Origin of the sequence: Thermohalobaculum sediminis (assembly GCF_023487995.1) — a bacterium.
Taxonomy (GTDB): Bacteria; Pseudomonadota; Alphaproteobacteria; order Rhodobacterales; family Rhodobacteraceae; genus Thermohalobaculum; species Thermohalobaculum sediminis.
In genome coordinates, this window is the sequence record NZ_JAMFKN010000009.1 from 143,464 (window position 1) to 159,049 (window position 15,586).

A 15,586-nucleotide genomic window follows, 5' to 3' on the forward strand; every position below is an offset into this window, starting at 1 on the left:
CGCAGATCATCCGCTGCAACATGTCGCGGGGGGCGCCCGAGGGCGCGGAGGAAGCACTCACTCGGCGAGGTCGCGCATCACCCGGATCAGGTCTGCCTTCCCCTCGAAGCCGATCCCGGGCAGGTCCGGCATCACGATATGCCCCTCCTCGACAAGCACGCCGTCGGGAAAGCCGCCATAGGGCTGGAACAGGTCGGGGTAGCTCTCGTTGCCGCCAAGACCCAGACCGGCCGCGATGTTGAGGGACATCTGGTGCCCGCCATGCGGGATGCAGCGCGCCGGCGACCATCCGAACTGCGCGAGCACGTCGAGCGTGCGCAGGTATTCCACCAACCCGTAGGACAGCGCACAATCGAATTGCAGCCAGTCGCGGTCGGGCCGCATCCCGCCATGGCGCAGCAGGTTGCGCGCATCCTGGTGCGAGAACAGGTTCTCGCCGGTCGCCATGGGGCCGGGGTAGAACTCGGACATCGCGGCCTGCAGCGCATAGTCGAGCGGATCGCCGATCTCCTCGAACCAGAACAGCGGGTACTCCCGCAGCATCTTGGCATAGGCGATCGCGGTCTCGAGGTCGAAGCGCCCGTTGGCATCGACGGCAAGCTGCGCCTCGGCGCCGATCTCGCCCAGCACCGCCTCGATGCGCCGGCGGTCCTCGTCGATCCGGGCGCCGCCGATCTTCATCTTGACGACGGTGTAGCCGCGATCGACGTAGCTGCGCATCTCGGCGCAAAGCGCGCGGTCGTCCTTGCCGGGATAGTAGTAGCCGCCGGCGGCGTAGACGAAGACCCGCGGGTCGGCCTCGCGCCCCTTGCGCGCGGCCAGCAGCCGGAAGAGCGGAACTCCCGCGACCTTGGCGACCGCATCCCAGACCGCCATGTCGATGGTGCCGACGGCGACCGACCGCTCGCCATGCCCGCCGGGCTTCTCGTTGCGCATCATCGCGGCCCAGATGCGCCCGGGGTCGAAATTCGTGCCCTCGTCGTCGAGCAGGCTGGCGGGATCTGCTTCCAGGATGCGGTCGCGGAATCGCTCGCGGATCAGCCCGCCCTGGCCATAGCGGCCGTTCGAGTTGAAGCCATAGCCGACGACCCGCCGGCCGCCCCGCACGATGTCGGTGACGACGGCCACGACGCTCGCGGTCATCTTGCTGAAGTCGATATAGGCGTTGCGGATCGGGGACGAGATCGGCTGGGTGACCTCGCGGATTTCGACGATGCGCATCTCTCGCTCCGTTCCTGCGTCGGGTTGGGCGGCGTTCAACCTAGCCGCGCGGCGCGGCTCGACGCGAGGGGTCTTTCAGCACGCTGGGGATAGGCGCGCTGCTGGTCGATGTCGCGACCTGCGGCGTTTGCCGGACGGGCCTGCGCGTGGTCGTTGGCGAGCCTGACGAGCCCACGTTCTCGCCGGAGCCGGGCCATGCGTCAGGGCGCGAGCGGCGCGCGCGTCAGCTCGGCGGCAATTTCGGCGTCGAGCGGGGTGTCGAAGCTTTTCACGATGAAGGCGAGCGTCGTGTAAAAGCCCACCGTCGCGATCAGGTCGAGCATGGCCTCGGTGCCAAGCTCCGTCGAAATCCCCGACTGGAGCCCGGCCGACAGGCGCCCGTGATCGACGAGGTCATCCACGGCCCGCGCGAGCAGGGCGTCAGCCCCCTCCATCGCATCGGGCGCGCCCCGCATCGCGGCGATCCGCCGGTCCGAGAGGCCGGCCTTCCGCGCGCGGACGACGTGGTGATCCCACTCATAGGCTGCCCCGAGCCGGTGCCCGACCCGCAGGATGACGACCTCCAGCCGCTCGTCGCCCAGCGCGTTGCGCGTGACCACGTGCTGCCGCAGGCCCGACCAGGCGCTGACCAGGGCCGGGTGATGCGCCATTACGCGATAGACGTTGCCGCGGCCGATGAAGCTGTCCTTGAGGTGCGCGAGGGCCGGCGGCCAGTCGTCGTCGGTGATGGGGTCGAGTGGCATCCGGCACCTCCTGCCTTGCTGGAGAGGCCAGCCTAGCGCAGCCCGCCCGCCGGGCGAAGGTCCACGACCATTTGCGTTCGGTACGCGCGAAGGGGCGCCGCGTTGTCGCGGGCGCCCCTCGGGCCGAATGGCTTCGCAGAATGTCAGGCGACCTTGACCCGGTTGCGGGCGAGTGCCGCGTCGACATGCGCGACCACCTCGTCGACCCCGGGGTGCCCGAGGCCGAGCTGCCGCCCGATCGCCTGCACCACCCGGTCCACGCGCTCGATCAGGGGCGCGCCGGACATCACCGCGCGGGCGGCCGAGGACGGCTTGAGCAGGCTTTCCGCCGCGCGGGCGTACTTCTCGAAGGGCACCTGCGCGTCGGGCTCGGCGCCGAGGCGGCGAGCGAGCATGTCGACATGCTCGTAGATCGCGCGCGAGCGGTCGAGATCGTCATGCACGGCCTCGCGGATCGCGCGCGCGCCCGAGGCGGTGACGCAACGATAGTTGCCGGTCAGCAGCATGCTCCACTTCGCCAGTGGCACGAACAGCGAGTCCGAGACGCGTAGCTTCACCGGCACGTCCTGGCCGTCCAGCGTCACGGCGTCGATGTCGGCCTCGAGCCGGCGCAGCATCTCGGTGTGGCGCGCATCCTCGAAGGCCGCGGCCTTGAAGTTGGTCGGCAGGCCGACATGGAGCACGTTCGCCCCCTCGCCCTCGGGGCGGAACGCCTGCGGATCGGGCGAGCAGAGCGTGACCAGCCCCGGCTCGAAGCGGTCCCAGACCCGCGCATCGGTGAAGGCGCCCTCGAGCGCGCGGGTGTCGATGCCCGGCAGCCGCTTGAGGAAGGGCAGGGGCGGCATGTTCATGATCGACAGGCATGGCACGCGCGCCTCGGCGATCCGGGCCAGCAGCGTGCGGATGGCATGGGCGCAGTATTGCGGCTCCTGCATCGCCAGCGCGACGAGGTCGTAGCGGGCGGGATCGGCGGCTTCGGGCGTCACCGCGTCGATGCGGCCGGGAAGATCGGCCGAGCGGATCGCGCGGTGGGCGTCCTCGCCCTTCAGCCTGATCCGGACCTCGGTGCCCTCGGAATTGATCAGCGCAGCGGTGCCGGCGCGGCAGACCAGCGTCACGTCATGCCCCGCCATGGCCAGCTTGGTGCCCAGCAGCGAGCCGTAGGATGCGCCGAGAATGAGGATCTTGAGTGTCATGGACGGTCTCCTGCTGCCACCGTTGGTGTCGGGCCTCTACGGCGCCTTGCCGTGACCAATTGGGTAACATTGCCGGGCGGGCGATGCATGACGAACCGGGTTTCTGTGTAGGATGTGGGCTTAACAGCGTTTACAATTGTAATGTTGTAAATTCGGCAGATCGGGTCCCGAGAGGCGCGTCACCGCCCCCCGGCCGGGCCATCGCACAGATGGGGCAGGATGGCCGCGGCCCGGCCTAGGACACCGCGGCGACGTCACGGGCCGCGGTTGCCGCCTGCGGCCAGCGCGCGCCCCAGAGCCGAAGAAGATCGGCCGAGCCCACGAGCATCTCGTGCTCCTGCGACGTCAGCCAGCGGGCGGCCTGTTCGGGCCGATCCGCGGCTTCGATCTTGGCGCGCGCGGTGACGCGGGCGATTGTCTGGCTCTCGTCCCACTCGGGCGGCGATCCGATCGAGCGCAGGTGCAGCGCAAGCGCCCCGGCGTCCTGCGCGAGCGTCTCGATGCGGATCTGCGAGACGGGTTCGAATTCGGCCGCCGCCGCGGCTGCGGCACGCATGATCGCGGGCGGGCTCTCCTCCTCGGGCGTCACGAGGAGCTTGTGCCCGAGCGCCCAGTCCGCGGCATGGCGCGCGCTGCTCCACCGCGACAGCGCCGGGGCGAGCACCAGCCCCGCGAGCACGGGCAGGATCCAGATGACCTGGTTGGGCGCGAACCAAGCGAAGGCCGCCCCGAGCACCAGCCCGGCAACGACGCCCGACCAGTGGCGCGCGAAGGCCTCGCGCCAGGAAAGCTCCATGCCCTCGCGCTGCTGGCGGCCCCAGCCGGAATCGCGGCCGAGCAGGATCTCGGTCACGTGACGCGCCTGCAGCAGCATCAGCGTCGGGGCGTAAAGGGCGCTCAACAGCACCTCGAAGACCGTGCTGGCCAGAAGGCGCGCCGCACCCCCGGCGCCCCGGCGGCCGGCGCGGCAGCTCAGCGCGCGCATGAGCCCCGCGATCTTCGGCAGGAGCAGCAGGCCCATCGCGAGCAGGAACAGGTGCCGCATCCGCTCGGCATCGAACACCGGCCAGTCCGGGAACAGCTGCAGGGTGTCCGCGAAATACTCGGGCCGCACCAGCATGGTCTGCGCCGTCAGCACCATGCCGACCAGCAGCATCGCAAGCCAGATGGGCGACATGAGATACGCGCCGATGCCGATCGCCATGTGGACCCGGTTCGGCAGCCTCAGCCGGTGCGCGCCGATCACCTTGGCGTGCTGTAGGTTGCCCTGCGCCCAGCGCCGGTCGCGGACCGCGAGGTCCAGCAGCGAGGGCGGCGCGCCTTCCCAGCTCCCCCCGAGGTCGGGGTCCATGCGGACCTCCCAGCCCGCGCGGCGGATCAGCGCCGCCTCGACGAAATCATGGCTGAGGATGTGGCCGCCGAAGGGCTTGCGGCCAGGTAGTTGCGGCAACCCGCAGCTCGCGGCGAAGGCGGGCACGCGGATTAGGGCGTTGTGACCCCAGTAGTTGCCGTCGAGCCCCTGCCAGGCCGCCACGCCGCGCGCGATCACGGGGCCGTAGATGCGGCCCGCGAACTGCTGCAGGCGGGCAAACAGCGTGGTTCCCCCGGCAAGGGCGGGCACGGTCTGGAGGATGCCGAGCCCCGGCGCCGCGTCCATCCGGCGGACCATCTCGACGATCGTCGCCGCGTCCATCAGGCTGTCGGCATCGAGCACGAGCATGTAGTCGTAGCGCCCGCCCCAGCCGGTGATGAAGTCGTGCAGGTTCCCGGCCTTCTTGCCGGTGTTGCGCCAGCGCCGCCTGTACCAGACGGCGACCCGCCCCGCGAGGCGCGCCCTCAGCGCGTTGAAGGCCGCGGTCTCCATCAGCCAGGTGCCGGGGTCGCGCGTGTCGGACAGGATGAAGATCTCGAAGGCGTTGCCGTGCCCCGCCTCGGCCAGCGCCTCGCCCATCGCCGCAAGCGCGCCGCAGGTGCTCGACGGGTCCTCGTTGTAGACCGGCATCAGGATGGCGGTGCGGCCCTTCAGCGGACCCTCGCGCGGCACGTCGCGCCGACCAGGGGCGAACAGGAGCCCGGCAATCGTCTGCGTGGCCGAGAGCGAGATCCAGCCGAAGGTGATGGTGAACAGGCCCAGCAGCACGAGCTGGAAGAAGGTGCGCGTCTCGTTGCCGAAGACGAGCAGCATCTGGTCGAAGCCATAGGCCGTCAGCCCCGCGGCGCCGCCGAAGGCGACGAGCCGGGCGAAGGCCGTTTCGACCGACGCGGGCGGAAAGGCGACGACCGGCGCGCGGGCAAGCTCCTGCTCGGGCATTTCCAGCGGCGCCGGGGGCGGGGTCGGCGAGTGCAGGAACTCGGCGGGGCGGGCGGGCGCCGGGGTCGCGGCGGGGCGTGCGGCGATGCCGCGCGGGTCCGATTGCTCGCTCATCGCGTCACCGTCCAGCGGTAGAGCCATGTCTCGGACTGCCGCTGGCCCGCCTCGTTCTCGAGCGCGAGCTGCAGTTCGGCCGCCTCTGCATTTCCCGGCTCGAACACGAAGGCCGCGCGCAGCATCTGGCCACCCGGCAGCGGCGTCAGCGTGACAGGCGACACTGCGCCGGCGCTGGCCGTGACGAGGCCGCGCGGCATCCCCACGCTCTCGGACGGCAACGCGAAGTCGATCACGAAATCGCGCTTCGTGCGGTCGTGCATCGAGATGCCGCTGCGCGTGGTCCTGACCCGCGCGAGGGGGGCCGCGTCGGGTGGCGTCGCGCACCAGTGCAGGCGGTAGGCGAACTCGTGGCCCGCCTCGGATGGCTGCAACGGCTCGCGCGGCCGCCAGAAGGCGACGATGTTGTCGTTGAATTCGTTCTCGACCGGGATCTCGACGAGCATGACTGTGCCGGGCCCCCATTCGCCCAATGGCTCCACCCATCCGCTCGGGCGCCGATCATAGCGTGCTTCGGCGTCCTGGTAATGGCTGAAATCGAGCGGGCGCTGCGTGAGGCCGAATCCCTTGGGATTCTCGTCGACGAAGGCCGAGATCTCGACCCTTGCGGGGTTCGTGAGCGGACGCCACAGCCGCGTCCCCTGGCCGGTGATCATCTGCAGGCCCGCGCTGTCATGCACCGCGTCGCGGAAATCGTCGATCCCTGCGCGCTGTTCGGGCCCGAAATAATACATCGAGGTAAGCGGCGCGATGCCGATCTGGTCGATCTGGGTCCGCGGGAAAAGCCGGCAGCGGGTCTGCATCACCGTCGTCTCGCCCGGCCTGATCTCGAACTCGAAGGCGCCGGTCACCGAGGGACTGTCGAGCAGCGCATGGACGAGGATGTCGCGCGCGTCGGGACGCGGCTCGTGGATCCAGAAATTGCGGAAATGCGGGAACTCCTCGCCCCGCGGGTCGGCGGTCGCGATCGCGAGGCCGCGGGCCGACAGCCCGAAGATCATGTTGCGCGCGATGCCGCGAAAGTAGCTTGCGCCCTGGAAGACGAGGAATTCGTCCAGCACGTCGGGGCTGTTGATCGGGCTGCGCAGCCGGAAGCCGGTGAAGTCGAGCCCGTCGCCGGCCCCGGAAGGCGCGCGCCCGTCGGGGAAGGGGAAGTGGCTCGCGTCGAAGTCGAAGAGGTCGGACGAGAAGGCGAGGTCCTCGACCGCGGCCTGCCGGACGATCGAGATGCTCACCCGCTGGCGGTAGACCGATCCGGGCGGCAGGAGGTCGATGGCGAACGCGCTGCCCGAGCCTGCCAGCGGACGGGCATCCGCGCGGAAGCGGATGGCGCGGTACTGATCGTATTCGAGATTCGCGAAGGGCGCGCGGAGGGTCATCGCCGGGGCCGCGTAGTCCTTCGACGCCCGGTCCCGCGCCAGTGCGACGAGATCTGCGAAGTCGAAGGGAGGGGTTGCCGCCGGAGTCTCGGCGAGGGGTGCATCCGGTACCACCGCCGCCCCGGCGGCCTGCTGGGCCGACGCGGCACCCGCGGCGACGGCGCCGAGAACGCCGGCGCCTGCTCCGGCGATGAAGCCGCGGCGGCTGATCGTCCCGGATGGCGGCGCGGGCCGCGTCGTGGACATCGGGGTCGGACGGGATCGGGACATCTGTCTCCTCAGGCGCGACACTGCAACACCCACCCCGAAACGCGCGCAGCCCCTCGCAGTCATGCGGTCGAGAAGCGGAGCCGTGGCCGGATGACTCTGCCGACGCGGCACTTCCGCCGCAGGCCGCACAAAATCGGGCTGCTAAATAATGAGCATTCCCGCGCCCGACAATAAGGAGAGTGGGCGTGGCGCAATCGCAACGCAAAGAAAGATATTTGAGTTTCGCCGCACTCGGCAACCCCACCCATGAATCCCGTCCCAAGCTCGCCTCATTTCTGAACACATTCTGGCCGCGTGGGTTCCTGGGGTGGATGTGTCCGGGCGGGGGATGGTTCGCGGTAGGGTACAGGCTTTCGGTGAGTCTCGGGCGGTCGCGCCATGGCGCGGGACCGGGGGCGAGGCGCTGATCGCAGCCCGGATCTGCACGCTGGCCGCGATGGTCGGCTTCCTGCCCATCGTCCTCGCCCACGCGCCGCCCGAGGTGGCCCAAGCCCTTTCCGAACACGGCGTCCGCGCGGCTCAACTCGCCGCGGCCGCCCTTGCCGCGATCGCGGCGATGGATTTCCCGGCTGTTGCGGCCTGGCTCGACCGCGCCATCGGGCCGGATCGTCTGCGGCGCCCACTGGTCCGCGCCGGCCGCACGCCCGTCTCGCACATGCGCGGCTTCTGGGGGTTGCTCGGGGCCTATTGGGTCTCGGAGCGGTGGGTCGAGGCCTGGGCGTTGACGATCGGCATGTTCGGCCTCACCACCCTCATCAGCAAGAGCAGCGTCTGGGCCGCGACCTCGAGCGCCGATTTCCTGAACGCGCTGGTCCGCTTCCACAGGCCCGAGGACGGCATGGAGCCGGTCTCGTATCTCGTCACGGCGGTCGCGGTCTTCGCCGCCGTCCATCTCGGGCGGATCGGGGCGAGCGGCATCCGGCACCTGTGCTCGAGCACGCTGCACCGCAAGGCGCGGGGATGGACTCAGGCGCAGTTCTCGGGCGCGATCCTCGCCCGCCACCATGTCGCCGCGAGCCTGATGAGCGACCGCGACACCGGCCGCGGCGCGCGGCTGCCGGACAACATCGACCAGCGGGTCGACGAATGCACGATGAACGTGTTCGCCGGCCTCGTCGGGCTTGCAATGGGGGTCTGGGGCGCGATCGCCTCGATCTACTTCATCTCGGTCGCGGTGATCGAGCGCTCGACCGAGGTCGCCTTCCTCGAGCGCTGGGCGGCCGCGGCCTCGGCGTTTCTGGGGCGCCACCTTGGCATGGGCCCGGTCGATCTCACGCCGGGCGAGTATGGCAGCGCGCTCCTCGTGCTCCTGCTGGTGCTGGTCTATGTGCCCGTCGGGCTCGCGATCGCTTGGCGGATGGGCCGGGTGCTCGAGCGCCAGACGCTGGCGCAGCAGAGCGCGGGCGGATCGTGGCGCGGCGAATACAACGCCATGCTGGCCCGCGCCCCGCAGCTTGCCGCCTCGCACGGGCAGAAGGTGCAGGCCCGCGTCAATGGCCGGCTCTACACGGCCGTCGATGGCGTGTGGCACCGGGTGAACATCACCCGGTTCAACTTCATGGTGTTCACTGACGCCTACAATTTCATGGCGAACCGCCTCGTGGCCTACCTGCCGGCCCTCCCGGCCTTCCTCGAGGGGGGCATGAGCTTCCGGCGCTATTCGGCGACGTCGGAGCTGGTCGCCCAGTTCATCAACGACACCTCGTGGTTCATCCATGTCATGCCGGCGCTGGCGACGCTCAAGGCCAATGCACGCCGCCTCAACGAGCTCGCCAACGCCATCGAGGACGTGCAGGAGCGCTCGGATTTCTACGCGCGGACGGGCGTGTCGGACTTCCGGTTCCACAGCCAGGACGCGGCGCTGGGCGTGTCGGTCCCGAGGATCGAGCTCAGCCATCGCGGGCACGAGGCCGCGCCGTTCCTGCGGGCCAAGGGGCTCGTGTTCCGGCCGGGGCAGTGGGTCTATGTGCGCGGCGGCAATGGCTGCGGCAAGAGCAGCCTGATGAAGGCGATCGCCGGCCTGTGGCCCTACGGCAAGGGTGAGATCGTGCTGGGCGAGGGTGCGCGCTGCTTCTTCGCCGGGCAGGACCCGGACCTGCCGGTGCGGCTGAGCCTGCGCGAGTTGGTCTGCTACCCGGCCCTCGAGGACGAGCATGCCGAGCGCGAGGTCGCGGCGGCTCTGGCCGAGGTGGGGCTCGGCAAGTTCATCCGCCACATGGACGCGGCACTGCACGACGGCCTGCCGTGGCAGAGCGTGCTGAGCGGCGGCCAGCGCCAGCGTCTCGTGCTCGCGCGCATCCTTCTCCATCGCCCCGACGTGCTGCTGCTGGACGAGGCGACCTCCGCACTCGACCCCGACGCGGTGCGCGAGTTCCACCTGCTGCTGCGCGAGCATTGCCCCCGGGCCGTGGTTCTCAGCGTCATGCACGACGCCGAGATCCCGCGCGACCCCGGGGGGCGGCCGTTCTACGCGAGGATGCTGCTGATCGCCGATGGCGAGGCGCAGCTCGTTCCCCTAGACTCGCTGCCGGCCGGTCGCGAGGCGATCGCCGCGGAGTGACGGCCGCGGCCCCCCGCGCCGGCGGCGGAGCGGCGGGAGACGGGGCAGAAAGCCGATGGCGCAGGGCACCAGCATCGACGACCTGATGGCGCGGATGACGCTGGCCGAGAAGATCGGGCAGCTCAATCTCCTCAGTGCCGGCGAGGGGCCCGAGACGGGCAGCCCGCGCAGCCGCGACATCCGCGCGCGGCTGGCCGAGGGCCGTCTTGGCGCGCTGTTCGGCACCAAGTCGGTGCGCTCGGTCCGGGCGTGGCAGGAGCTTGCGGTCGCGGGCTCGCGGCACGGCATTCCGCTGCTGTTCGCCGAGGACGTGATCCACGGCCATCGCACCATCTTTCCGTTGCCGATCGCGCTCGCCTCGTCGTGGGACATGGCGCTGGTCGAGGCGACCGCGCGTGTCGCCGCGGCCGAAGCGGCGGCCGAGGGGATCCGGCAGGTCTATGCGCCGATGGTCGATATCGCCCGGGATGCCCGCTGGGGCCGGATCGCCGAGAGCCCCGGCGAGGACCCCTTCCTTGCCGCCCGCTATGCCGAGGCGATGGTCCGGGGCCTCCAGGGCGCGGACCTCCGCGCGCCGGACGCGGTGGCCGCCTGCCTCAAGCATTTCGTCGCCTACGGCGCGGCGGCTGGCGGGCGCGACTACGACAATGCGAGCCTCGCGCCCGCCGAGCTGATTGGCGTTTATGCCGAGCCCTTCCGGGCCGGGGTGGCGGCGGGGGCGGCGAGCGTCATGGCGGCCTTCAATGCCGTCAACGGGCAACCCATGCACGCGCATCGCAAGCTGATCGACGGCTGGCTGCGCGGGACCTGCGGCTTCGAGGGGTTGGTCGTCGCCGACTACACCGGCATCCACGAGCTGATGGCGCATGGCATCGGCGACCGCGAGACGGTGGCGGCGCTCGCGCTGGTTGCGGGGGTCGACATCGACATGATGGGCGAGGACTACCTCGCCTGTCTGGATCGGATCGCCGCCGAGGGCCTTGTCCGCCCGGATGTTGGAATCGAGATCGACCCGGCACAGGTCGTCGAGGCGATCGACCGCTCCTGTCGGCGGGTGCTGGAGATGAAGGAGCGGGTTGGGCTGTTCGACGATCCGTTCCGCTACTGCGACGAGGCCCGCGCCGCACGCCTCACTCTCGCGCCGGCGCACCGCGATCTGGCGCGCCGGGCCGCGGCCGCCTGCTGCGTGCTGCTGAAGAACGCAGGCGGGGTGCTGCCGCTGGCGCCCGGCGCGCGGGTGGCGCTGATCGGGCGGCTCGCGGACGACCGCGCCAACATGCTGGGCACATGGGCGGTATCGGGCGACCCGGCCGAGGCGGCGACGATCCTCGAAGGGCTGCGCGAGACGCATGACGGCGAGGTGCGCCACGCGGTCGGCGCGAACCTGGTCGATGATCCCGAGATCGCAGCCCGACTGGACGTGTTCGGGCCCATCGTGCGTCTCGACCCGCGTCAAGAGCGCGAGATGACCGCCGAGGCCCTCGCCCTCGCCACCGACAGCGATGTCGTCGTGTTGGTCGCGGGCGAGGCGAAAGAGCATTCCGGCGAGAGCGCAAGCCGCACCGAGCTCGACATCCCGGCGCCGCAGCGGCGGCTCCTCGAGGCGCTGGCCGGGGCGGGCAAGCCCGTCGTCCTCGTGGTGCTGGCGGGCCGTCCGCTGGTGCTGGCGCGCGAGGCCGGGCTTGCGGATGCGCTGGTGCTGGGCTGGTTCGGCGGAACCGAGGGCGGCCGCGGCCTCGCCGACGTGCTGACCGGCCGCGCCGAGCCTGGCGGGCGGCTCGCCGTCTCGCTGCCGGCGCGAACGGGGCAGGTGCCGCTGCATCACGGCGCCGAGACGACCGGCAGGCCCTGGACCGGGCGGTTCGAGAAGTTCCGCACGGGCTATCTCGACCTTCCCGACGACGTTCCACCGGCTGGCGGGCTCTATCCCTTCGGCTTCGGACTCGGCTACACCGACTTCGAGCTGGACGCGCCCCGCGTCACGCCCACGAGGCCGACGGGCGGGGACAGGTACGTGACGGTCACGGTGGCGGTCCGCAACACCGGCGCGCAGCGGGGGGCCACGGTGGTGCAGCTATATGTCACCGACCCGGTGGCACGCTGCGTCCGGCCCTCGCGCGAGCTGAAGGGCTTCGAGCGGGTGACGCTCGACCCGGGCGAGGCGCGCGAGGTCGCGTTCACCCTTGGCCGCGAGGACCTCGCCTATCTCGTGGGCGAGACCATCGGCACGCTCGAGCGCGTCTGGGACCCCGGCACCTTCGTGATCCATGTCGGCCTGAACGCGCGCGACCTTCGGAGCGTCGAGATCGCATGGACCCCCTGAACCCAGGCCTGCCACCGAAAGGACTGTCGGACGATGCCCTGCTCGACGCCGTCAGCCGCGCCGCGCTCGACTACTTCTGGTCCTTCGCCCACCCCGTCAGCGGCATGGCACGCGAGCGCAGCGGCGGCAGCTTCGGCTACGACACCGATGCGACCGTGACCACCGGGGGCACGGGCTTCGGCATCATGGCGATGCTGGCGGGGGCGGCGCGCGGCTGGCTGGACCGGGCGCAAGTCGCGGGCCGGATCGGCCGGATCGTCGATTTCCTGGAGGTGGCCGAGCGTCACCACGGGGTATTCCCGCATTTCATGAATGGCGAAACCGGCCGGACGATCCCCTTCAGTCCGCGGGACGATGGCGGCGACCTCGTCGAGACGTCGTTCCTGATCGCGGGGCTTCTTGCGGCGCGTCAGGCCTTTGCCGGCGAGCCCGGGCTGGTCGCAGGGATCGACCGGATCTGGCATGGCGTCGAGTGGTCCGCCCATCTGCGCGACGGCGGCCGCGAGCTGATGTGGCACCGCAGCGACCGCCATCCCTGGGACGCGCGAAGCCTGCCGATCCGGGGCTGGAACGAGTGCCTCGTGACCTATGTCCTCGCGGTCGCCTCGCCCACCCATTCCGTCCCGGCCAGCGTCTATCACGACTGCTGGGCACGGGGTGACCAGTTCCTCAACGGGCGGCGCTATCACGGCATCCGCTTGCCGCTGGGCCCCGCCGGCGGGGGGCCGATGTTCCTCTCGCACTATTCGTTCCTGGGACTCGACCCGAACGGGCTCGCGGACCGCTATGCCGATTACGGCGAGCAGGTCCGGGCGCATGCGCGCATCAACCACGCGCACTGCGTCGCGAACCCGCATGGCTATCCCGGCTATGGCCCTGAGTGCTGGGGCCTGACGGCCAGCGACAGCCCGCTGGGCTATGCCGCCCACTCGCCGACCGAGGATCTCGGTGTGATCTCGCCCACCGCCGCGGTCGCGTCGATGCCGTATCTGCCGGACTGTGCGATGCGGGCGCTGCGCCACTTCGTCGAGGACCGGGGCGCGGCGCTCTGGGGGCGCTTCGGGCTGGTCGACGCCTTCGCGCCGGGCGCGGGCTGGGTGGCGCCGGCGACGCTGGCGATCGACCAGGGCCCCATCGTCGTGATGGTCGAGAACCACCGCAGCGGCCTCCTGTGGGATCTCCTGATGTCGGCGCCGGAGGTAAGGGCGGCGCTGCGCGCGCTGGAGTTCAGAAGCCCCCGCCTCGACGGCACAGACGCGGCATCGCGCGCGAACGCCTGACGGCCGATCAGCCGCCCGCCAGCCTCGCGCGCACCGTGCGCCGGCTCTCGACGGCCGAGATGAGCGCGGCGTGGCTCCAGGTCAGGTCGGGGCAGGAGGCGGGCGCGCCCGTTGTTCCGTCGATCTGCTCGGGCAGGCGGCCGTCGGGAGGCGCATGGTGGCGGACCGCGGCGAGGTAGCGCTCGCCCTCGATCACGATCCGCGCCGCCGCGGCGCCGCGATCGCCCGAGCGCGCGGCCGCATCGTCGCCGAGGAACGCGCCAAGGGACCTCGACGCGTCCGCCGGCAGCGCCTGGCCGGTCAGAACGCTCCCGGCGAGCGCGAAGTGGAACTCCGCCATGCCCAGCGTTGTCGGGATCCACGGGTTGCCGCCGAAAAAGCGATCCGCCGGCCCGCGACCGATCACGGGGAACGCCGCGCTCCAGACCGGAAAGCGGCGCGCGGACCACTCGACCAGCCATGCCGCGGTCGCGAGGAGGCGCGGGTCCGCCGGGCCGAAGGCGTCGCCCCAATCTCCCGCAATGAGCGCGCCGAGGATCACCGCGGCGTCGCTCGCTCCCGGCGCGGCGATGCTCGACGCGCGGATGACGCCGCTTGCCGGATCGGCCAGCCCCCCGAGCGCCGCCTCGATCCGCGCGAGCGGGGCCTGCGTCGCGGCCTCGGTCAGGACACCCGAATCGCAGGCCGCGCGAAGCGCCGCGCGCTGTGCCATCAGGGTGAAGGCATGGAGGCCGTTTTCCCCCTCCTCCTCCCACGGGCCGACGCAGGGCGCGGCCGCCTGCGCGACGGTGTAGGCGAGGTCCAGCGCGAGCAGCCGGTCCCCCGCGACCCCGCGCGCCGCGCCCATCGCCATGAACGACAGCGCCCGCAGGGCCGGCCCGTCATGCTGCGGGCGCGACCAGCGCTCGGCATCGACGCTGCCGTCGAGATTGGCGCGCGGCTCGCCCAGCAGCACCGGGCCGGCGAGCGCGGCAAGCTCGGCGTCCGGGCGCAGGAAGCGCCGGAACCGGGGCAGGGTGGTCGCCCTCAGCGGGTTGGCGGCGGGGCCCGGCTGGGTCGCGATCCGCAGGCTGAAGGCGGCATGGTCGCGCATCCGCTCTTGCCACGAAGATGGTTCCCGCACCGCCAGCATGGGTGCGAGCCGCATGACGACGGCGGCATCGCGGACCCAGTGCCAGGCGTAGTCCGGCATCGGATCCCACCTCGCGCGGTGGCGCGACGCGACGACCGAGCCGGGCGCCGCGACGATCTGCTGGCCGAATTCGGCCCGCTCGTGCCGGAAATTCTCTGGAGACACGCTCAGCCGCATGGCCTCGCGCGAGGCGCGCGCCTGCGCCTCGAGCCAGCGGTCGAGCCCGTCCTCGGCCGCCGCGGTCATCGGCGCCGCCCCGCCGCGATGACCCGCTCGAGCGCCGCGCCCAGCCGCCGCGCGTAGTCCGCGCCGGTCGGGCAGTGATGCTGGCCGGGCAGGATCTCGAGCGAGACCACGAGCGGCAGGCGCGCGGCCAGCGTCTGCATGTCGCAGGGCGGCGTGAGGCCGTCCTCGGCGCCGGTCATCAGGGCCACCGGGACGGCGATGCGGTGCGCCGGCGCGATCAGGTCATGGCCCCGCCATTCCGCGAAGGCGCCCGGCACCTCGTCCCGCAGCGCCTCGAGCGCCTCTGCCCCCATGCGGGCACGCGCAGCAATGAGGGCCGCGCCCGAGACGACGGGAGATATCGCCAGAACCCCCGCGATCTCGCCCGGCGCGGCTTCGGCGGCCAACCGCAGCGCGGCATGGGCGCCCATGCTGTGGCCGACCAGCAGCATGCCGCAGCCACTCCCCGCCGACAGTGAGGCGCGCGCCCAATCCGATACATGCCCCAGCGCCTCGATCTGCCCGGCCATGGTGAAGCGGTCCGGCCGCCCGGCACCCTCGCCGGCCGGCGAGTTCGGCAGATGCGGCGCGACGACCTTCAGCCCCCGGCCGAGGCACGCGCGCACCACGGGTTGCATGTGCGGCTGATCTGGGCTGCCGCTCCGGCCATGCGCGATCAGCGCGAGGCCGCGGGGCGCCTCGCGCGGTGTGTAGACATCGACCGGAAGCCGCCCGGCCGCCGTAGGGGCCGGGAGCGTCGTGCGGACCGGCGCCATCTCGCCCATGCCGTCAGCCCCCGCGCCGGCCCGGACGGCGCGACGCCCGGCCCCGC

10 protein-coding genes are annotated in these 15,586 nt (G+C 71.5%); 3 read left to right on the top strand and 7 right to left on the bottom strand.

Annotated elements, in window-relative coordinates:
- Window positions 1–57 precede the first annotated feature (57 nt).
- The 5 genes from M1105_RS16955 to M1105_RS16975 all read right to left on the bottom strand — a co-directional run bounded on the left by M1105_RS16955 (window position 58) and on the right by M1105_RS16975 (window position 7,234).
- Entirely contained in the window at window positions 58–1,221 is a 1,164-nt protein-coding gene (locus M1105_RS16955; RefSeq protein ID WP_249581564.1) for a mandelate racemase/muconate lactonizing enzyme family protein, read from the bottom strand.
- Between the two features lie 200 nt (window positions 1,222–1,421).
- Complete coding sequence (locus tag M1105_RS16960; RefSeq protein WP_249581565.1) at window positions 1,422–1,964, bottom strand: carboxymuconolactone decarboxylase family protein; 543 nt, start codon at window positions 1,962–1,964, stop codon at window positions 1,422–1,424.
- Between the two features lie 143 nt (window positions 1,965–2,107).
- Window positions 2,108–3,160, bottom strand: a complete 1,053-nt coding sequence (locus tag M1105_RS16965; protein WP_249581566.1) for a ketopantoate reductase family protein — start codon at window positions 3,158–3,160, stop codon at window positions 2,108–2,110.
- Between the two features lie 235 nt (window positions 3,161–3,395).
- Window positions 3,396–5,585, bottom strand: a complete 2,190-nt coding sequence (gene mdoH / locus M1105_RS16970) for a glucans biosynthesis glucosyltransferase MdoH (protein ID WP_249581567.1) — start codon at window positions 5,583–5,585, stop codon at window positions 3,396–3,398.
- Complete coding sequence (locus M1105_RS16975; RefSeq protein ID WP_249581568.1) at window positions 5,582–7,234, bottom strand: glucan biosynthesis protein; 1,653 nt, start codon at window positions 7,232–7,234, stop codon at window positions 5,582–5,584. Before M1105_RS16975 ends, mdoH begins: the two co-directional genes overlap by 4 nt.
- A 328-nt stretch (window positions 7,235–7,562) precedes the next feature.
- Here M1105_RS16975 and M1105_RS16980 point away from each other — a divergent pair, with 328 nt between their 5' ends.
- Genes M1105_RS16980 through M1105_RS16990 form a run of 3 tightly spaced genes read left to right on the top strand, consistent with a single transcriptional unit; the run spans window position 7,563 to window position 13,397 of the window.
- Window positions 7,563–9,794, top strand: coding sequence for an ATP-binding cassette domain-containing protein (locus M1105_RS16980; protein ID WP_249581569.1), 2,232 nt, complete (start codon window positions 7,563–7,565; stop codon window positions 9,792–9,794).
- Window positions 9,795–9,849: 55 nt separating this feature from the next.
- Window positions 9,850–12,117 (top strand): beta-glucosidase BglX, encoded by a 2,268-nt coding sequence (gene bglX, locus M1105_RS16985; protein ID WP_249581570.1) that lies wholly within the window; start codon window positions 9,850–9,852, stop codon window positions 12,115–12,117.
- The gene (locus M1105_RS16990; protein WP_249581571.1) at window positions 12,105–13,397 is read left to right on the top strand and encodes a glucoamylase family protein; all 1,293 of its coding nucleotides are present in this window, start codon (window positions 12,105–12,107) and stop codon (window positions 13,395–13,397) included. Before bglX ends, M1105_RS16990 begins: the two co-directional genes overlap by 13 nt.
- A 7-nt stretch (window positions 13,398–13,404) precedes the next feature.
- On the opposite strand, the gene M1105_RS16995 is transcribed toward M1105_RS16990, so the two are convergent.
- Both M1105_RS16995 and M1105_RS17000 read right to left on the bottom strand, forming a co-directional pair.
- Window positions 13,405–14,775 (bottom strand): glycoside hydrolase family 15 protein, encoded by a 1,371-nt coding sequence (locus M1105_RS16995; RefSeq protein ID WP_249581572.1) that lies wholly within the window; start codon window positions 14,773–14,775, stop codon window positions 13,405–13,407.
- A complete protein-coding gene (locus M1105_RS17000; RefSeq protein WP_249581573.1) occupies window positions 14,772–15,539 on the bottom strand; it encodes an alpha/beta hydrolase in 768 nt (255 codons plus the stop codon). The genes M1105_RS16995 and M1105_RS17000 overlap by 4 nt, the downstream gene beginning before the upstream one ends.
- Window positions 15,540–15,586: the final 47 nt, after the last annotated feature.